This window comes from Vibrio sp. 1078-1, assembly GCF_033340475.1.
On the sequence record NZ_JAWOWM010000029.1, the window covers coordinates 1 to 15,975 of the forward strand.

Sequence of the window (15,975 nt, forward strand, 5' to 3'; positions counted from 1 at the left end):
CTATGCGTTGTGTTTAGTGTTTAAGGTGGTATGCGGCAGCTTCGGCATTGCGTTGCTCACACCTTAACAGGGCGTTATGTGCTTGGAGGAAAATAGCAATGGAAGTAACTATCGGCAACGATTCCGAGTTGATCAAGCTGGCTCAATCTATCCGTTATCAGGTATTTACACTTGAACAACAGATCCCTACAGAATTAGACTTTGATGGATTAGATGAAGAGTCAATTCACGCGTTAGTAACGGAACAAGGTGAACCAATTGCTACTGCTCGCCTAACAGTGAAAGAAGACGGTTCTTCTATTATGGCTAGGGTAGTGGTTACTGAGGCATATCGAGGGGTTGGAGTTGCTTCAAAAATTGTTCAAGCATTAATGGTTCATGCACAGAGTATTGGTGTCGAGTCTATTGAAATCCACGCTCATGGTTATCTTAGAAAATACTATGAAAGGTTTGGTTTTGAGTTCATCAAAGAAGTAGAGATTGTGGGTGAGCATCAGCTAATTGAAATGCGGCACCAAATAGTACGCACATAACAAAGCGTTCAAGAGGGATTCTCAACGCTTGGCGGTTTTAGCTCATAGTTCAGTTTTTGTGTTTATGGCACAATAGTTTAAGTTAGGTGGCATTGCGTTGTTCACCCCTTAACGCGGCGTTATACAGCAAAGGAGGCTTAGGTGATAAACAAACCTTACAAAAGAACGTGCAGAATATTTTCAGACGGCTCTTATGCTAATTCGGGAAAAAGCGAATACATTAAGCATCCACTGTTTGCGCAATCCCCGACGCAATACATTCGTGCTTATCAAGTTTTGCAGAAAGATCTTATATCTTTGTTCGACTATATCGAACCTTCGGATCAAAACTTAGAAACACATTCGTTTCGTATTCAAGAGTTACTAATGAGGTTTTGTGTCGAAATAGAGGCAAATTGTACGGCAATATTAAAAGAAAATGGTTACTCAGTATCAGGCAGAAATTTGAATATGTGTGACTATAAAAAGATAGAACAAAGTCATTATCTATCAAAATATAAAGTTATGCTTCCAAATTGGTACGGTGAAAAAGGAACTAGAACACCATTTAGCGCTTGGAGCAACGGTTCAGGCTTGGATTGGTATCAAGTTTACAACACTACAAAACATGATCGACATAGTAATTTTCATAAAGCAACATTTGATGTTTTGATTGACGCTGCATGTGGCTTATGTGCTCTACTGGCTGCGCAATTCTGGACGTATAGTTTTACACAGTCGGATAATATTATTACTACCTCATCTGGTGACCGTGACGGTTATCAATCAGCAATCGGTGATTACTTTCGTGTCAAATTTCCAACAGATGTACCCAGAGATCAAGTATATGACTTTAGTTTTGCCAGCATTGATTTCCATTCGGATATTTTTAACAAATTCTCGTATAAATAATGCTGTATAACAAACAGTTCAAGAGGGATTCAGCACGCGTGGCATTTTTGGTATGCGGTGGTTTCGGTGTTGAAGTGCCATGCGGTAACATTGGTATTGCGTGCTTCACCCCTTAACTGGGCGTTAGCATACTTTGATAGGAGTTCAGATGACTACGATAGTCGAACAAATTGTTAATCGTGAAATTGACTCGGTCATCGTGTATGAATCTGACCAAGTTATAGCTTTTGCAGATCATGACCCAATCAACTTTGGACATATTTTAATCTGTCCTAAGACTCAATATCGTACTTTCATCGACCTGCCTGAGTCTGTGTTTTTAGAGATCACCGACGTTGCAAGAGATTTATATAAACGTATAGAAGCTAAGTTCAATCCCGATGGTATCGGCTTTATGCAAAACAATGGAGAGGCACCTCATTTCAACGAGCTCGATCACTACCATTTGCATATTTTCCCTAGGTTCCATGGCGACCAGTACGGTTGGGTTAGTAGTGAACTTGGAATTCAAACTATGGATAAACTAAGAGAATCACTTAAAGAACTATGAGCATTGAAAAATATGCTAACAAATTGTTCAAGAGTGATTCGGCACGCGTGGCATTTTGACTATGCGTTGGTTTTAGTGGTTAGGTGGTATGCAGAAGCTTCGGTATTGCGTGCCTCACACCTTAACAAGGCGTTAGCTGTTTTCTTTGGCGTATAAGTTATTTTGAAGTAGTAGTGGAAAACTGGAAAATAGGAAGGAAATTTGAAAACTTTTCTTGATATAGCCTTAAATATATTTCTAGCCTGTTTCGCTGGCTGGGTTGTGGGTTGGCAATTCGGGATTTTATACATGCTAATCTATGGTATTGCATGGTTATCTTCAAATCAGTTAATAGAAAACCTAAATATCTATGAGTCATGCCTATGCGTGAGAATTGTAGTCAATGTTATAGGGGTAGTTATAGCGTTAGTCTTAAACTTTACGACTGAGAAAACGTTATCAATTTCTGCTGACTCTCAAAACGCAAAGGCTGAAGCTATTGATATTACCTTAAAGGGTTTGAGTGGTGCTGAAGGAACTTTAGGAATGTTTCGAGATGGGATGCAAAAAAACTCTGACTCCCTAAAAAATCAAGCTGAATCATTCAATATGTATAACAATGTATTCTGCGAGTTAAACTGGTGGCAAATGACGTTACTTACTTTTCTACTTATAAATATCTTGGTAAGTGTCATTTATATAGTCAAATCAAAGAAATAATAAAAAGCTAACAAAGCATTTAAGAGTGATTCGCAACGCTTGGCAGTTTCGCTTCGCTCAAGTATAGCCAAGCGTCGCTCACACCTTAATGCGGCGTTATGTTGTCAAAGACTAAGTATGAAGATTTTAATATTATTTATAGCGGCATTATTGTCTGGCTGCGCTGGTTTAATTGAAAGTGCTAGTTCCCCAAATTATCGAGAACACAAAGCTCGGGACAGTGTATCGCCTAGGAATCATAAAGGTTCAAGGAAAAACAAATTAGTCGGTACTGTTGTACTCACGTTTAATATTAATAGTCAGGGTGATGTGATTGACATAATGGTTACTGATTCTGTACCTAAAGGAGTATTCGATGCTGAAGCTGTGCGAATATTATCAAAACGGAAGTATGCGCCTTCCGAAAAAAGGGAAACTGGCCCTAAAAAAGCTAAGTTCGAGTTTAAAATTTGACACATAACAAACTGCTTAAGAGGGATTCGCAACGCGTGGCATTTTTACTATGCGTTGAATTTAGTGATTAAGGTGGTTTGCGGCGGCTTTGGTATTGCGTTGTTCACCCCTTAGCAGGGCGTTAGCTTTCAAGGAGGAAAATTGAGCGCAAGTGACTATATCAAAGAGGTTCGTTCTAAGATTGGAACGATGCCACTTCTTATCCCCGGCGTTGCGGGTGCCATTTTAAATGAAAACAAAGAGCTACTACTTCAGCAAAAATCAGATGGCACATGGAGCCTTCCTGCCGGAATGATTGAACCTCAAGAGTCGCCAGTGCAAGCATTGATCAGGGAAGTTCGCGAGGAAACAGGTTTGGCTGTAAAAGTAGATCGCCTACTTGGTGTATTCGGCGGTGAGGGTTTTGGTTTTACATACCCAAATGGTGATCAAGTTGAATACACAGTTATCATGTTCAAATGTGTAGTAGAAAGTTGTTCTCAATCCGCACTCGATGATGAAACGGTATGCCTTAAATGGTTTTCAAAAGGTAATATGCCAAGGCTTGAGCTGCCTTACCCGTTGGATTGTTTGTTTGCAGAAAATGATTCTGCGTACTTCGTTGGCTAGAAAGCTAACAAATTGTTCAAGAGTGATTCGGCACGCGTGGCATTTTTACTATGCGTTAGGTTTAGTGATTAAGGTGGTATGCGGAGGCCTCAGTATTGCGTGCCTCACACCTTAACAAGGCGTTATGTAGCCACGAGAGGACGGTAAGTTAAAAGGATTTATATATGTTAAATATTCGCCAAGCTCGCATTGAAGATATCAGTGTTATCAAGAAACTACAGTTTCAGCTTAATGAGTATCATCAAGCAAATTTACCTGATGACTTCTTATCACCGGAAGAAATTGAACAAAAAATAGACCTGCACAAGATAATCGAAAGTGAAAGCTCGATTTTTCTGGTAGCCGAAAGCAAAGGGCTGTTAGTAGGTTTTGTTTTTGGTGAGCTATGGGTTCGTAAGTCTTGGACGCTCAAACAGCGAAAAATCGCGAGCATTGAACAAATAGTAGTGGATTCATGCTTTAGAAGCCAAGGCGTTGGATTGGCGCTAATAGAGGCATTTGAGGAAAGGGCTATTTCTAACGGCGGAGAAGAGCTGTTTTTAGAAGTATATTCCTTCAATGAATCTGCTTTAGGTTTGTATCGCAAAGCTGGTATTGCCCCCAAAATCCTAATTGGGCAGAAAGCACTAAGCTGAAAGTCGGCTACATAACAAATTGTTCAAGAGTGATTCGGCACGCGTGGCATTTTTACTATGCGTTAGTTTTAGTGGTTAAGGTGCTATGCGTAGGCTTCGGTATTGCGTGCCTCACACCTTAACAAGGAGTTATGAGCTAAGAGGTTTATCAATGAATTCGATTGAAAAAGCGAGTAAAAGTGACATTGAAGCTCTTCTAGATATTCAGGTCTCAGCATTCTCCACAGATCAAAAGCTCTGCGGCTCAGCTCCACCTGGCTATGATGACTATGAGTATCAACTCAAGGCAATGAAGCGCTACTCATATTATGTGATTAAGCATAAAAACAGTGTTGTTGGTGGGTTTTACTTTTCAGTGGAGCAGGACAGCCTCAAGCTATTAAGGCTTTTTGTTGCACCAACTCATCAAGATATGGGGGTTGGTACATTTGCCCTCGATTTTCTTTTAGATATAGCTCGCCCTGGAACCGTTATAGAGCTGGAAACACCAACATTCAGCACTGCCGCACAGCGATTTTACGAGAAAAATGGTTTCCGAAAAGCAAAGTTGATCGATTATGGTTCTAGTCAGTCATATCAATATAGTAAGACTGTCACCTGAATACGCTCATAACAAACTGTTCAAGAGGGATTCGCAACGCGTGGCATTTTTACTATGCGTTGGTTTTAGTGTTTAAGGTGGTTTGCGGCGGCTTTGGTATTGCGTTGCTCACCCCTTAACAGGGCGTTATAACTCATAGGAGTGATCGTGAGTAAAAATTTGAAACAGTGGAAAAATACACTCAGTGCAAGCGAAATTGCTGATGGGATGAACTTTGCTCAACAAAACGCTAATCGACTATTGAGAGACGCTGAAAAACTGTTTGAACTTGAAAGCTATCCGACTGCTTATTCGATAGCTGTATTAGCAATTGAAGAGGCGGGTAAAATCTCAATCTTACGTGAGTTAGCCGTAGCAAGAGATGGCAATGACGTCAAAGACGCTTGGAAAGCTTATCGCACTCACACAAAAAAGAATGTGATGTATGTATTTCCTTATTTGGTTGCAAATGGCTGTACAAAACTGCGTGACTTCGGTGGTATTTACTCCGAGAAAAACGATTTTCCAGCGCTATTAGACGATCTAAAGCAAATCGGATTTTACACAGATTGCTTAGGTCAAAAACATTGGTCAGTGCCTAGTCAAGTAATCGACAAAGAAGCTGCTGATGATATTCTGAGAATTGCTCGTATTCTGTGTAAGCATCAAACATATACACAAAAAGAGATTGAGCTTTGGGTTAAACACATTAAACCTGTGTGGAAATCTTCAATGCCAGAAATGAAAATAGCCTTAAAGGCATGGTTCAACGAGATGATCGATGAAGGTTTAGCGAAAGAATCTGATATTCCTTTCGAAGAGTTTGTCGGCTAAATGAGTTATAACAAAGCGTTTAAGGCAGATTCGCAACGCGTGGCATTTTTTGTTCAATTTGAGTTTTGTGTTTACGGTGCAATGGTTTAGGTTAGGTGGTAGCGTTGCTCACTACTTAACGCGGCGTTAGCATTCACTAATAACAAAAAGGAGTATTATGAAGAATGTAATAGGAATGGCAGTGTTGTTAGTTTCTCTCTGGGGATGTGCGTCGGCACCTGATAGAGTGGAATCAAATAAAGTTGAGCCTAATTTTAATAACGGAAAGTCAGTAGTTTATATTTTGCAAGGTAACAACAAAGGGCTGTTGGAGAATGTCCAAACTTATCGAGTAAATGGAGAGCCAACAGGGAAGTTGCTGAACGGATCTTATACTTGGTTTTACGCAGAGCCTGGTGAAAAAAATCTAGAATTTTACGATCCTTTAATCCCTTCAAGGCTCTTCTGGGACAAACAGTTCACTCTCAAGCAAGGTCAAACTGTCTATCTATACCAAGGGTGGGAGCTAGCGCATGCTTCCAACAAACTAACGACAGATATGGTTTTCATTGATGGTAATGCAACGGTTATTACTGCTCCAAGTCGTGAACAACAAGTTTTCAAACTCGCTGAAATATCGCAAGAAGATGCTCGAATGCTTATGAAAAAACTAAGCTATGTGTCTAATGACTTGGAAGGTAAATAACTACAGCGTCAACGTGATTGCTAACAATCTGCTCAAGAGGGATTCGCAACGCGTGGCATTTTAACCATGCGTTGATTTTAGTGTTTAAGGAGGTATGCAGTGGCTTCAATATTGCGTTGCTCACCCCTTAGCAGGGCGTTAGTACGGGTTTGACATCAAAGGTCATAAGTTTTGGTGTTTATCTGTTTTGGCGCTCGTCTTTACACCTTTCAGTTAGTGCTTCTCACGTTCTTTCCGGTGGCACTACATGCGGAGTGTTTGCTTTGATTTCACCGTTTACGGTTTCTAACTCTTAGTCTATTTCTTTGGCGCTTCTTCATTTTCGTGGTGGCTTTTGAGAGAACCTTGATTACTTTTGGTGTGGCTGTTGAGTGACGAGGAAAGAATCCTTTTCTAATTTGAAGCTAGTGAATGTAGGGTAGTTCAGTGCGTTTTTCTTCTAGCCAACTCACGTTTCTCAATGGCGGTAAAGTTTTGTAGCTGCCCGTCTCACTTCAGTGTTCTAAGCCTTTCATATCATGCTACTTTTCAATATCTTGGAGCGCACAAATAGAAGTAGCGTATGTACTAACAAATTGCTTAAGAGTGATTCGTAACGCGTGGCATTTTTACTTTGCGGTGGCTTATGTGATTAAGGCGCTGTGCGGTAGCTTTTGTATTGCGTTACTCACACCTTAGCAAAGCGTTATACCACAAGGAGTAATATGTGATTGTAGTAGCAAGGTTTTCTTTTCCTCATGAAGCTCATATTGCGAAAGCGAGCCTCGATAGTGCGGGAATAGAAAGTCACATTGCTGACGAGCACACGGTGAATACCCAGTGGCTTTATTCAAACGCCATGGGCGGTGTTCGTCTGATGGTGACCGAGAGTGATGCAGAGGAAGCGAAACAAATACTCAGTAGTGACTTCTCAGAATTACTGGAAAAAGAAGTTGCCGTTGATGAAGCAAAAGATGTTTGCCCTAACTGTAGTAGCACAGAGCTATATGCATTTACAAAAGGTAAGCGTCCAGCTTTCTTAGTATTTATTTTACTGGGTTTTCCACTGTTCTTTTACAAGCATGGTTACAAGTGTAAGCAGTGTGGGGAGTTCAGTGAAAAGCTTTGAGTAGTGGTATAACAAAGCGTTCAAGAGGGATTCTCAACGCTTGGCGGTTTTGGTTCAATGTTTGGCTTTTGTGTTTAAGGCACAATTACTTAGGTTGGGTGGTTTGCGTTGTTCACCCCTTAACGCGGCGTTATGTGCTTTTGAGGAAAGTTGACATGGAAGTAGTAGAGGCGAGTCCAGATTTAGCTCCGATATTAGTGACTTACGCGAAAGAATGTTTGGAGTCGGGTATCCTTAAATATTTCAGCGTTGAGCAAGATCCTGAAGCTTATTTGTTAGGTTTAGTTGAACGCTCTAAGGCAACTTCTGAGTTACCAATCGGGTATTTACCCAGCACAACTTATTATTGCATATCTGACTCTGAAATCTTAGGCGCTATTCGAGTTCGTAAAGGTACTAACGCCAACGTAGAAAATGTCATTGGGCATGTTGGCTACGAAACTAAACCGTCAGCTCGTGGTAAAGGTGTAGCTTCATTTCTCCTCGCTTGGGTGCGAGACCATGTTGTCATTGACTCAGTTATTGTTACTTGTTCAATTGACAATCCAGCGTCCCAAAAGGTTATCGAAAACTGTGGCGGTGAGTATCTTGGCAACTACACAAGTGAAAACGAGGGCACTGTAAGGCGCTACCGTTTAGCACGCACATAACAAAGCATTTAAGAGTGATTCCTAACGCTTGGCATTTCTCATTCCATCGTTGAATTCAGTGTTTACGGTGGTATGGTTGGGTTTCGTGGTAGCGTTACTCACACCTTAATGCGGCGTTAACTGGCGCAGAAAATATGAAAGCACATTGATACCGTTACGAGGTTCAGAGGTTTAGCGTGTTTGGTCGGTTTCATTAATTAAGCTAATGCGACTAATTTCAATTTGGTACTTAAGTTTACTCATGAGAAAGGCGGCACAAAGCCTTCTAATAATATAAGGCATTCGCGATTAGTTCGGCGCACTTACATCACCGAAGTATGGTGTTGTGAGACGTATTTCAAACTAAAGGTAAACGGTAATCTTTTAGTTAAATACATATTTGAGTTAGCTTTACTAATCATTAATTAGGAAAACCAGCCTTGGCTAAAGTGGCTGTAAGATCGGCGAAAACTGAAAGGCGCTCAGTTAACAAACTGTTCAAGAGGGATTCGCAACGTGTGGCATTTTTACTATGCGTTGATTTTAGTGATTAAGGTGCAGTGCGGTGGCTTCGGTATTGCGTTGCTCACCCCTTAACAGAGCGTTAGTCGCTAGAAAAAGCTAGCAATCAAAATCATGTTTTTTAGCTCAAAATTTGGCAGCTGTTTGTTTGGTATACAGATTCATCGTCGATGGTCAAAACTCAGTTTCTGCTGTTTTAAGCCCAAAGCTTGGCAAGTGTCCAAGCGGTTGTTTTGTTCTTTGGTGCTGACAGAACAGGGCAATCGAGAGTCTGTTTTTGGTTGCAACTCTGCTCGGTGAGTTTGTTGGGTACAAAAGCCGATTTACTCGCTGAAATGACGTTTTCTCTGGTGTTGTAAGTTCCACGTGGTTTCAGTGACTTTGTTGAAAGTCCGCACTGTGAGATTGGCTTTCCAAAGGCTCTTTTTGGTGTTGTCAGTCCGTTTTCTGCGGCGTTGTTAATTCCAAGTGGTTTCATTGAGTAGCCGCTATGAGACTACGCCTGACTTGAATGCATCAAAGCACATAAAGTTTGTTGTTCGCAAAGTTTAGTTCGGCTTAAAATTGTCGCTCGGTGCCTCGCGACTAACAAACTGCTCAAGAGGGATTCGCAACGCGTGGCATTTTTACTATGCGTTGAATTTAGTGATTAAGGTGGTATGCAGCGGCTTAGGTATTGCGTTGCTCACCCCTTAGCAGGGCGTTAAGGCTCAGTATTGAGATCGGTAGCAAAGCAATCGGTATCATATCTGGTAAAATGTGCTTTCGGTTCCAAAAGGAAGAAAGCGATGCCTAAGATATTTGTAAAAGAGTTTTCCGCGATTGCTACTGAAAGCGGAACAAAAAAGTTAAACTTAATAAAAAAGCAAAAGAATCAAAAGCCATACCATCCTAGTGCTGACTACTATAAAAAGTTTCGTGAGAAAATTGTTAGTATCTTGAAGCATAAAGGTCAGCTAATTGAGCTTAAGCAATTAGCTGAAAAAATGCCAAATGATAAGAAAGGTAATTATTCCTCGTTAGCAAAAAGCTTCGTTACATGGGCTAAAGGAAAAAACATCAGTTGGTACGAGCCTGTAAGAGAAAGCTATTTATCAAGTAAAACCGAAATTGTATGTAATCCCGAGTTAAATCTAAATATTGATGGTGTGGATTACGTGATCAAATTGTATTTCAGTGTAAATGACAGGATGACTCAGGATCGAGCAAACTATATTTGCTTTACTATGTTATCCGCATTTGATGATAACAGTTACAACTATGCTGTTTTAGACGTACAAACAAAGAAAATGTATCGCTTTACAGGTAACCCAGACACCTTTGCAATTTCTGTAGAGTCCGAGATCGCATCTATAGAACGGGCGTGGATACAGTTATAATCAGAGCCTTAACAAAGCATTTAAGAGTGATTCCCAACGCTTGGCATTTTTCATTCCATCGTTGGGTTTCGCGTTTACAGTGGTATGGTTAAGTTTCGTGGTAGCGTTGCTCACACCTTAATGCGGCGTTATAAGGCTTGGAGAAATATGGAACTAAATTGTCTAACTGATTCAGAGTTACTCTCGCTTAATCAAAGTTTTGATGATACCTATATTGAAATACTATTCCTTTTAGAGTCTGATCAGAAGGTCAAACTCTTTGTCAGTAATAAGCAAGGTAAAGCGATAACTGTTCGTTTTAAGGGAATGCAGCTATCTGCTAGAAAGACGACTTTAAGTGACATTCCAACATTAGGTGAAGTTGAAGGAGTCTCTTATTTACAAGGCTCCCTTTCGTTAGAAGGTGACTTCGGGCTAATTGAAGTTGATGGTCAGGATATTATCCTTGAGCCCGCCTTATAACAAATTGTTCAAGAGTGATTCGGCACGCGTGGCATTTTTACTATGCGTTGGTTTTAATGGTTAAGGTGGTATGCGGAGGCTTCGGTATTGCGTGCCTCACACCTTAACAAGGCGTTAGCTAAAAGGGGTAGATATATTGTCAATTGATCGTCCTAAGCTATATAAAAAGCTAGAAGAGAATGAGATCGAAAAAGTATTGTTTTCAGATCCTCTTACTGAAACGACCAGAAAATCACGCAGAAATTTAATGATTGCATCTGTGATGTGTTTACTAATCTCAATTTTAAATCTAAAAGTCACAGGGTTTCTTGGTCTCAAAGCGGAAACTGAAGCAATAGAAAGTGAGTTAGTTAAGGGGATTGGTGCAATTATTGTTATCTACTACTTTGTTGTTTTTATTCTTTACGCCACCATAGACATACTCGCATGGAAGTTTGATCGAGAAAAAACATTAATATCTGGGCATCAAGAGCTTGTCGAAGCTATCGAACGGCACTTTTCAGTTACGATTGAGCATATTGACTATTCTGTACGCGACTTAAGTAATCTATCTCCAGACAGTAGAATGCAAGACCAAATATACAATAGTGAAGCTATCGGTAGGGCAACACAGCTAATACAAGGAACTAAAGATGGTATCGATAGCTTCCGCAAAGATGCTGAGCCATTTATCAATCAATGGCTCAAACGAGTCAATAAAACAAGTATTCTCAACACTAGGTTTTTTATTCGCTTAGTAAGCCTATATGGCTTTGATTTAATCTTTCCATCTTTGATGGCTTGTTTAGCTGTTTACAAATCATACACAGGTATTCATTTAGCTGTGACGGCAATTTTTAGCTAACAAATTGTTCAAGAGGGATTCGCAACGCGTGGCATTTTTACTATGCGTTAGGTTTTGTGGTTAAGGTGGTATGCAGTGGCATCAGTATTGCGTTGCTCACCCCTTAACAAGGCGTTATGTTCTCGTCGTTAAAAAAGGGGTATGAGTCGAGATTGAGTCCTTTTCATACATTTTCCTTTTGAGACTCTTTCATACTGTTCGAGCGGAGGACAATATGAAAGAGTTAAGATTAACAAATGCTATGATCACGTTCATACTAGGAATGATTATCGCGGGTTTAGTTTCAAAAGGGAGTTTTTTGGGGACGGCGTTCAAATATCCTTCAGACTTTATTTTTATAGTTTTTGGTGGTCTATTAGCATTCCTGATTTCTGGAGTTTCAATTCGGTACTTGCAGAAAGGTTATTGGAAAGAGTCAGCGTTAATGTATCCAATTTACTATTATGGTTCTTTTGGGCTTTTTGCAGATGGTCACTTAGCAGGTTGGACGCATAGTGGCGGTGTGGGGGAAAAGCTAATGATGTCTCAAATATACATTTTGCTGTCACTCGTTTCGGTATTTATTCCACTTATTATCGCTACAATCTCGATTGCTCACATTGTTCTATTGAGAGCAGAGGTGAAAAAAGTACGAACATAACAAGGCGTTTAAGGCAGATTCGCAACGCGTGGCATTCTCAGTTCAAATTGAGTTTTGTGTTTAAGGTGTAATAGTTTAGGTTAGGTGTAGGCGTCGCTCACTACTTAACGCGGCGTTAGGCAAACAGGAGGTATCGCATGATAGGTTTAGTAGATAACCTTATTCAGTTGCTGAAAGAGAGAGAAAAAAATAGAGAAAAACTATTTATCAATTTCGTTGAACCAATGTACTGTTCATTCAACCTTGCTCATGAGAACTATCTTGATTCGCTAGTTAGATATCAAAAGTTTTGTGAGGGTGAGATAGATTTTGAACTAGAGGAACTTTTAGCTCTCACTCATACAGTGATGGATGATTCGAGAGAAACGTATCATATTCGACGCTCATGTTTGGAGCAGTCACAATTACTTTCTGAAATGACTAGGTATGATTTTTCCCCACTCATAGAAGCAGTTGATGATTATTTCAATGGCGATGAGACGGAAAGTCAGTTTATAAACAAACAATGCCATCCCATTGCACTACGCATTAATCATAGACGTTCAAAGTTAAGTAGCTATCTCGATTACTTACGGTTGGGTATTTGTGACGAAAGCTATCGGAAAATATTAGCGCACGGTCAAATTAAAGAGCTAATCGACGAGGTGCAAGGCAGTCGTGATGTTGTTGAAAAAGAGTACTTAAAAGTAAAGTATGCTCTATTGGTGAAATAGTTTGCCTAACAAACAATTTAAGAGGGATTCCCAACGCCTGGCACTTTTGCTTCTACTTCAGTTTTAGTGTTTACGATACAATGCCTTAAGTTGGGTGGTAGCGTTGCTCACCCCTTAATTGGGCGTTATACGATTAAGGAGAAAAATGAAGCCTGATTTACACGGAAGTAGGGTTGTATTGAGGTCAATTCAAATGGAAGATTCTGAAGACTTGTTTGAGATTTATGGTGATGTTCAAACAATGGAATTTGCCTCAGATCCGGTTTTTCCATCGAAAGATTTGATATTTCAGATGCTAGAAAGCGTCGTCCAATTAGAAAAGTCGGGTGAATCGCTGGAATGGGCAGTTTTAGAGCAATCGACCAACAAAGTTATTGGAACTTGCGGTTTACATAGTTTTAGTGATTGTGGTCGTTCATGTGAGGTTGGATGCTTACTTAATTCAGCATATTGGCGACAAGGCTATATGTTGGAAGCTCTCAGTTTATTATTTTCTCACGCAAAATCTGTGGGCATTGAAAAATTGTATGCAGACATTGATGAAGGTAACTTTCGGTCTAAAGCTCTGTTTGAAAAATTAGGTTTCAAAGCCCAAAAAGGTCTGTTTCAACGCTCGTTGTGAGAAATCGTATAACAAATTGTTCAAGAGTGATTCGGCACGCGTGGCATTTTTACTATGCGTTGGTTTTAGTGATTAAGGTGGTATGCGGCAGATTCGGTATTGCGTGCCTCACACCTTAACAAGGCGTTATGAGCTTCAAAGAAAGGAAGGGATATCTACATTGATTGATGTAATTGTATTTGTTGTCCTTGTAGGGTTCTATTTTTACTCAGATGGTAGTGAAACGTCTCGAAAGGAGGCTTGCATTGCTATTGGCGTTTATGGGGCATATCTGGCTATTTATCAATTGATTGGTCCATTTCCAGAAGTAACGTCGAAATATATGGGGCAGCTCTATGGTTTCTTACCAATGTTATCTTTTGGGGTCATTCTTTTCCCTCATTTCAACACAAGTTCACCAGAAGTTGTCACTAAGACTCTAGGTTGGCTGGGGCTGCTAACCGCCTTTGTAATTCTTAGTTGCTTTAAATTGTTCGTTTGGTAGTGGTGACCACGCTCATAACAAGGCGTTCAAGAGGGACAGTCAACGCGTGGCGACTTTGGCTCAAATCTTGGCAATTGTGTATATGGTGGTAAATTTAAGTTTGGTGGTAGCGCGTTGCTGCCCCTTAACGCGGCGTTAGTTGCCAACGAGGAAAAACGTACCTAAAGCAGAATGTTTAGGGTTAATGTCCGTGTGTTTTTGGCTAGGTTTTCGTATTTCAATTTCTAGCTAATTGGGTTTGTGAAAATCGTGCTTTGGTTTCTTGTACGGTTTGGTTTTTCTGTTTCAGAAACTGATTTATATGTTGAAAGTTAGCTGTGTAACATTGTCTGTCCCAAAGGCGCGTTTTGGTGTTGTTAGCCCGTTTTCTAAGGCGTTGTATGTTCCAAGTGGTTTCAGTGACAGGCGCTTTGAAACTGCGCCTGATTTGAGTTTCTTTATATACGTAAAGCTCGTGTTGGCAAAGCGGCAATCCACTTCAAATCAAAGCGTTAGGTCAGGCAACTAACAAAGCATTCAAGAGGGATTCACAACGCTTGGCAGTTTTGGTTTGAATTGGCTTAAGTGTTTACGGCACAATGGTTTAGTTTGGGTGGTTTGCTTTGTTCACCCCTTAATGCGGCGTTATGTAGCCGCGAGAGGGCGGTAAGTTAAAAGGATTTATATATGTTAAATATTCGCCGAGCTTGCATTGAAGATATCAGTGTTATCAAGAAACTACAGTTTCAGCTTAATGAGTATCATCAAGCAAATTTACCTGACGACTTTTTATCACCGGAAGAAATTGAACAAAAAATAGACCTACACAAGATAATCGAAAGTGAAAGCTCAATTTTTCTAGTAGCCGAAATCAATGGGCAGTTAGTAGGTTTGGTTTTTGGTGAGCTATGGGGCCGTAAGTCTTGGACACTCAAACAGCGAAAAATCGCAAGCATTGAACAAATAGTAGTGGATTCATGTTTTAGAGACCAAGGCGTTGGACTGGCGCTAATAGAGGCATTTGAGGAAAGGGCTATTTCTAACGGCGGGGAAGAACTGTGGTTAGAAGTATACTCTTTCAATGAATCAGCTCTAGCTTTGTATCGCAAAGTTGGTATTACGCCCAAAATCCAACTTGGACAGATAGCGCTAGCCTGAAAGTCGGCTACATAACAAATTGTTCAAGAGTGATTCGGCACGCGTGGCATTTTTACTATGCGTTAGTTTTAGTGGTTAAGGTGCTATGCGGAGGCTTCGGTATTGCGTGCCTCACACCTTAACAAGGCGTTAGCCCACAAGAGAGAAATAAAAAGTAGAGTTCGATGATCAAAGGTAAAGTTGTAGAGTGGAATGACTCAAAAGGTTATGGATTCATTTCGGCATTAAATGGTGAATTAAGAGTTTTTTTCCATATATCAACGGTTCAGAGTAAAGGTCGACGTCCTAAGGTCGATGATGAAGTTAAATTTGAAGTTAACGAAGACAAAAAAGGGCGTTACAACGCCACTAATGTAACAATTCTAGGTTCCGGCTCGGTACCTTCAACAATCATGTTTAGCATCGTTTACTTAGTTTTAGCGAGTACAGCTGTGTTCATATTAGGTGGTGAGAAGCTGTTCATTGCAGCTTATATCCTGATGTCCATTGTAACCTACGTAATGTACGCAATAGATAAAAATGCCGCTCAAAACGGCAAATGGCGGACACCAGAAAATACGCTTCATCTTTTATCGTTACTCGGTGGTTGGATGGGGGCATTATGTGCTCAAAATCAACTTCGTCATAAGTCGAAAAAACAGCCATTTAAATCGATTTTGTGGCTGACGATATTCGTAAATATTGGAGCATTTGTTTGGACACTCACTCCATCAGGTTCGGTGTTCGTTCAGAACTTTATTAGCAATTGGTTCTAGCACTAGCTGTGAGATGTGGGCTAACAAACTGTTCAAGAGTGATTCGCAACGCGTGGCATTTTTACTATGCGTTGCGTTTAGTGTTTAAGGTGGTATGCGGTGACTTCGGCATTGCGTTGCTCACACCTTAACAGGGCGTTATACGAAATCATCATTTACATAGTTAAGAGTTAACAATTGGATATCTTAGGAATTTTTAAAGACTACATAT

At 40.3% G+C, this 15,975-nt stretch carries 21 protein-coding genes and 1 pseudogene; 21 read left to right on the forward strand and 1 reads right to left on the reverse strand.

What is annotated here, in order from left to right; genetic code table 11:
- Positions 1 to 98 precede the first annotated feature (98 nt).
- The 12 genes from R7190_RS24655 (at position 99) to R7190_RS24720 (ending at position 8,227) form a co-directional block, all read left to right on the forward strand.
- A complete protein-coding gene (locus tag R7190_RS24655; protein WP_213986556.1) occupies positions 99 to 533 on the forward strand; it encodes a GNAT family N-acetyltransferase in 435 nt (144 codons plus the stop codon).
- A gap of 141 nt (positions 534 to 674) precedes the next feature.
- The gene (locus R7190_RS24660; protein WP_061058649.1) at positions 675 to 1,424 is read left to right on the forward strand and encodes a hypothetical protein; all 750 of its coding nucleotides are present in this window, start codon (positions 675 to 677) and stop codon (positions 1,422 to 1,424) included.
- A gap of 148 nt (positions 1,425 to 1,572) precedes the next feature.
- On the forward strand, positions 1,573 to 1,974 hold the full coding sequence (locus tag R7190_RS24670) for an HIT family protein (protein WP_017636213.1): 402 nt from the start codon (positions 1,573 to 1,575) through the stop codon (positions 1,972 to 1,974).
- 201 nt (positions 1,975 to 2,175) lie between these two features.
- The gene (locus R7190_RS24675; protein ID WP_213986555.1) at positions 2,176 to 2,673 is read left to right on the forward strand and encodes a hypothetical protein; all 498 of its coding nucleotides are present in this window, start codon (positions 2,176 to 2,178) and stop codon (positions 2,671 to 2,673) included.
- A 117-nt stretch (positions 2,674 to 2,790) separates the two neighbouring features.
- Positions 2,791 to 3,126: an energy transducer TonB gene (locus R7190_RS24680; RefSeq protein WP_213986554.1), complete on the forward strand. Its 336-nt coding sequence runs from the start codon at positions 2,791 to 2,793 to the stop codon at positions 3,124 to 3,126.
- Positions 3,127 to 3,267: 141 nt separating this feature from the next.
- Entirely contained in the window at positions 3,268 to 3,735 is a 468-nt protein-coding gene (locus R7190_RS24685; protein WP_046874547.1) for an NUDIX domain-containing protein, read from the forward strand.
- A 164-nt stretch (positions 3,736 to 3,899) separates the two neighbouring features.
- The gene (locus R7190_RS24690) at positions 3,900 to 4,370 is read left to right on the forward strand and encodes a GNAT family N-acetyltransferase (RefSeq protein WP_054702902.1); all 471 of its coding nucleotides are present in this window, start codon (positions 3,900 to 3,902) and stop codon (positions 4,368 to 4,370) included.
- 151 nt (positions 4,371 to 4,521) lie between these two features.
- On the forward strand, positions 4,522 to 4,971 hold the full coding sequence (locus R7190_RS24695) for a GNAT family N-acetyltransferase (RefSeq protein WP_238842959.1): 450 nt from the start codon (positions 4,522 to 4,524) through the stop codon (positions 4,969 to 4,971).
- 147 nt (positions 4,972 to 5,118) lie between these two features.
- Complete coding sequence (locus R7190_RS24705; RefSeq protein ID WP_318137622.1) at positions 5,119 to 5,784, forward strand: AbiV family abortive infection protein; 666 nt, start codon at positions 5,119 to 5,121, stop codon at positions 5,782 to 5,784.
- Between the two features lie 157 nt (positions 5,785 to 5,941).
- Positions 5,942 to 6,469 (forward strand): DUF2846 domain-containing protein, encoded by a 528-nt coding sequence (locus R7190_RS24710; RefSeq protein WP_224721386.1) that lies wholly within the window; start codon positions 5,942 to 5,944, stop codon positions 6,467 to 6,469.
- A gap of 706 nt (positions 6,470 to 7,175) precedes the next feature.
- A complete protein-coding gene (locus R7190_RS24715) occupies positions 7,176 to 7,577 on the forward strand; it encodes a DUF2007 domain-containing protein (protein ID WP_213965708.1) in 402 nt (133 codons plus the stop codon).
- Between the two features lie 155 nt (positions 7,578 to 7,732).
- Positions 7,733 to 8,227 carry a GNAT family N-acetyltransferase gene (locus R7190_RS24720; protein ID WP_213869247.1) on the forward strand — a complete coding sequence of 165 codons (495 nt, stop codon included), beginning with the start codon at positions 7,733 to 7,735 and terminating at the stop codon, positions 8,225 to 8,227.
- A 675-nt stretch (positions 8,228 to 8,902) separates the two neighbouring features.
- Here R7190_RS24720 and R7190_RS24725 read toward each other — a convergent pair.
- Positions 8,903 to 9,206 (reverse strand): annotated as a pseudogene (locus tag R7190_RS24725) (hypothetical protein).
- 310 nt (positions 9,207 to 9,516) lie between these two features.
- Here R7190_RS24725 and R7190_RS24730 point away from each other — a divergent pair.
- From R7190_RS24730 to R7190_RS24770, 9 genes are all read left to right on the forward strand, one after another.
- Entirely contained in the window at positions 9,517 to 10,107 is a 591-nt protein-coding gene (locus R7190_RS24730) for a hypothetical protein (RefSeq protein ID WP_023623903.1), read from the forward strand.
- Positions 10,108 to 10,254: 147 nt separating this feature from the next.
- Entirely contained in the window at positions 10,255 to 10,569 is a 315-nt protein-coding gene (locus R7190_RS24735) for a hypothetical protein (RefSeq protein WP_054702825.1), read from the forward strand.
- Between the two features lie 136 nt (positions 10,570 to 10,705).
- Positions 10,706 to 11,413 carry a hypothetical protein gene (locus R7190_RS24740; RefSeq protein ID WP_193837313.1) on the forward strand — a complete coding sequence of 236 codons (708 nt, stop codon included), beginning with the start codon at positions 10,706 to 10,708 and terminating at the stop codon, positions 11,411 to 11,413.
- A gap of 214 nt (positions 11,414 to 11,627) precedes the next feature.
- Positions 11,628 to 12,053, forward strand: a complete 426-nt coding sequence (locus tag R7190_RS24745) for a hypothetical protein (protein WP_017634386.1) — start codon at positions 11,628 to 11,630, stop codon at positions 12,051 to 12,053.
- A gap of 137 nt (positions 12,054 to 12,190) precedes the next feature.
- The gene (locus R7190_RS24750) at positions 12,191 to 12,766 is read left to right on the forward strand and encodes a hypothetical protein (RefSeq protein WP_158159697.1); all 576 of its coding nucleotides are present in this window, start codon (positions 12,191 to 12,193) and stop codon (positions 12,764 to 12,766) included.
- Positions 12,767 to 12,911: 145 nt separating this feature from the next.
- Positions 12,912 to 13,388, forward strand: coding sequence for a GNAT family N-acetyltransferase (locus tag R7190_RS24755; protein ID WP_024699537.1), 477 nt, complete (start codon positions 12,912 to 12,914; stop codon positions 13,386 to 13,388).
- Positions 13,389 to 13,548: 160 nt separating this feature from the next.
- Entirely contained in the window at positions 13,549 to 13,872 is a 324-nt protein-coding gene (locus R7190_RS24760) for a hypothetical protein (protein WP_017634385.1), read from the forward strand.
- A gap of 666 nt (positions 13,873 to 14,538) precedes the next feature.
- Positions 14,539 to 15,009, forward strand: coding sequence for a GNAT family N-acetyltransferase (locus R7190_RS24765; RefSeq protein WP_318137623.1), 471 nt, complete (start codon positions 14,539 to 14,541; stop codon positions 15,007 to 15,009).
- Between the two features lie 164 nt (positions 15,010 to 15,173).
- Positions 15,174 to 15,764, forward strand: coding sequence for a cold shock and DUF1294 domain-containing protein (locus tag R7190_RS24770; protein ID WP_186584880.1), 591 nt, complete (start codon positions 15,174 to 15,176; stop codon positions 15,762 to 15,764).
- The last annotated feature ends 211 nt before the right edge of the window (positions 15,765 to 15,975 follow it).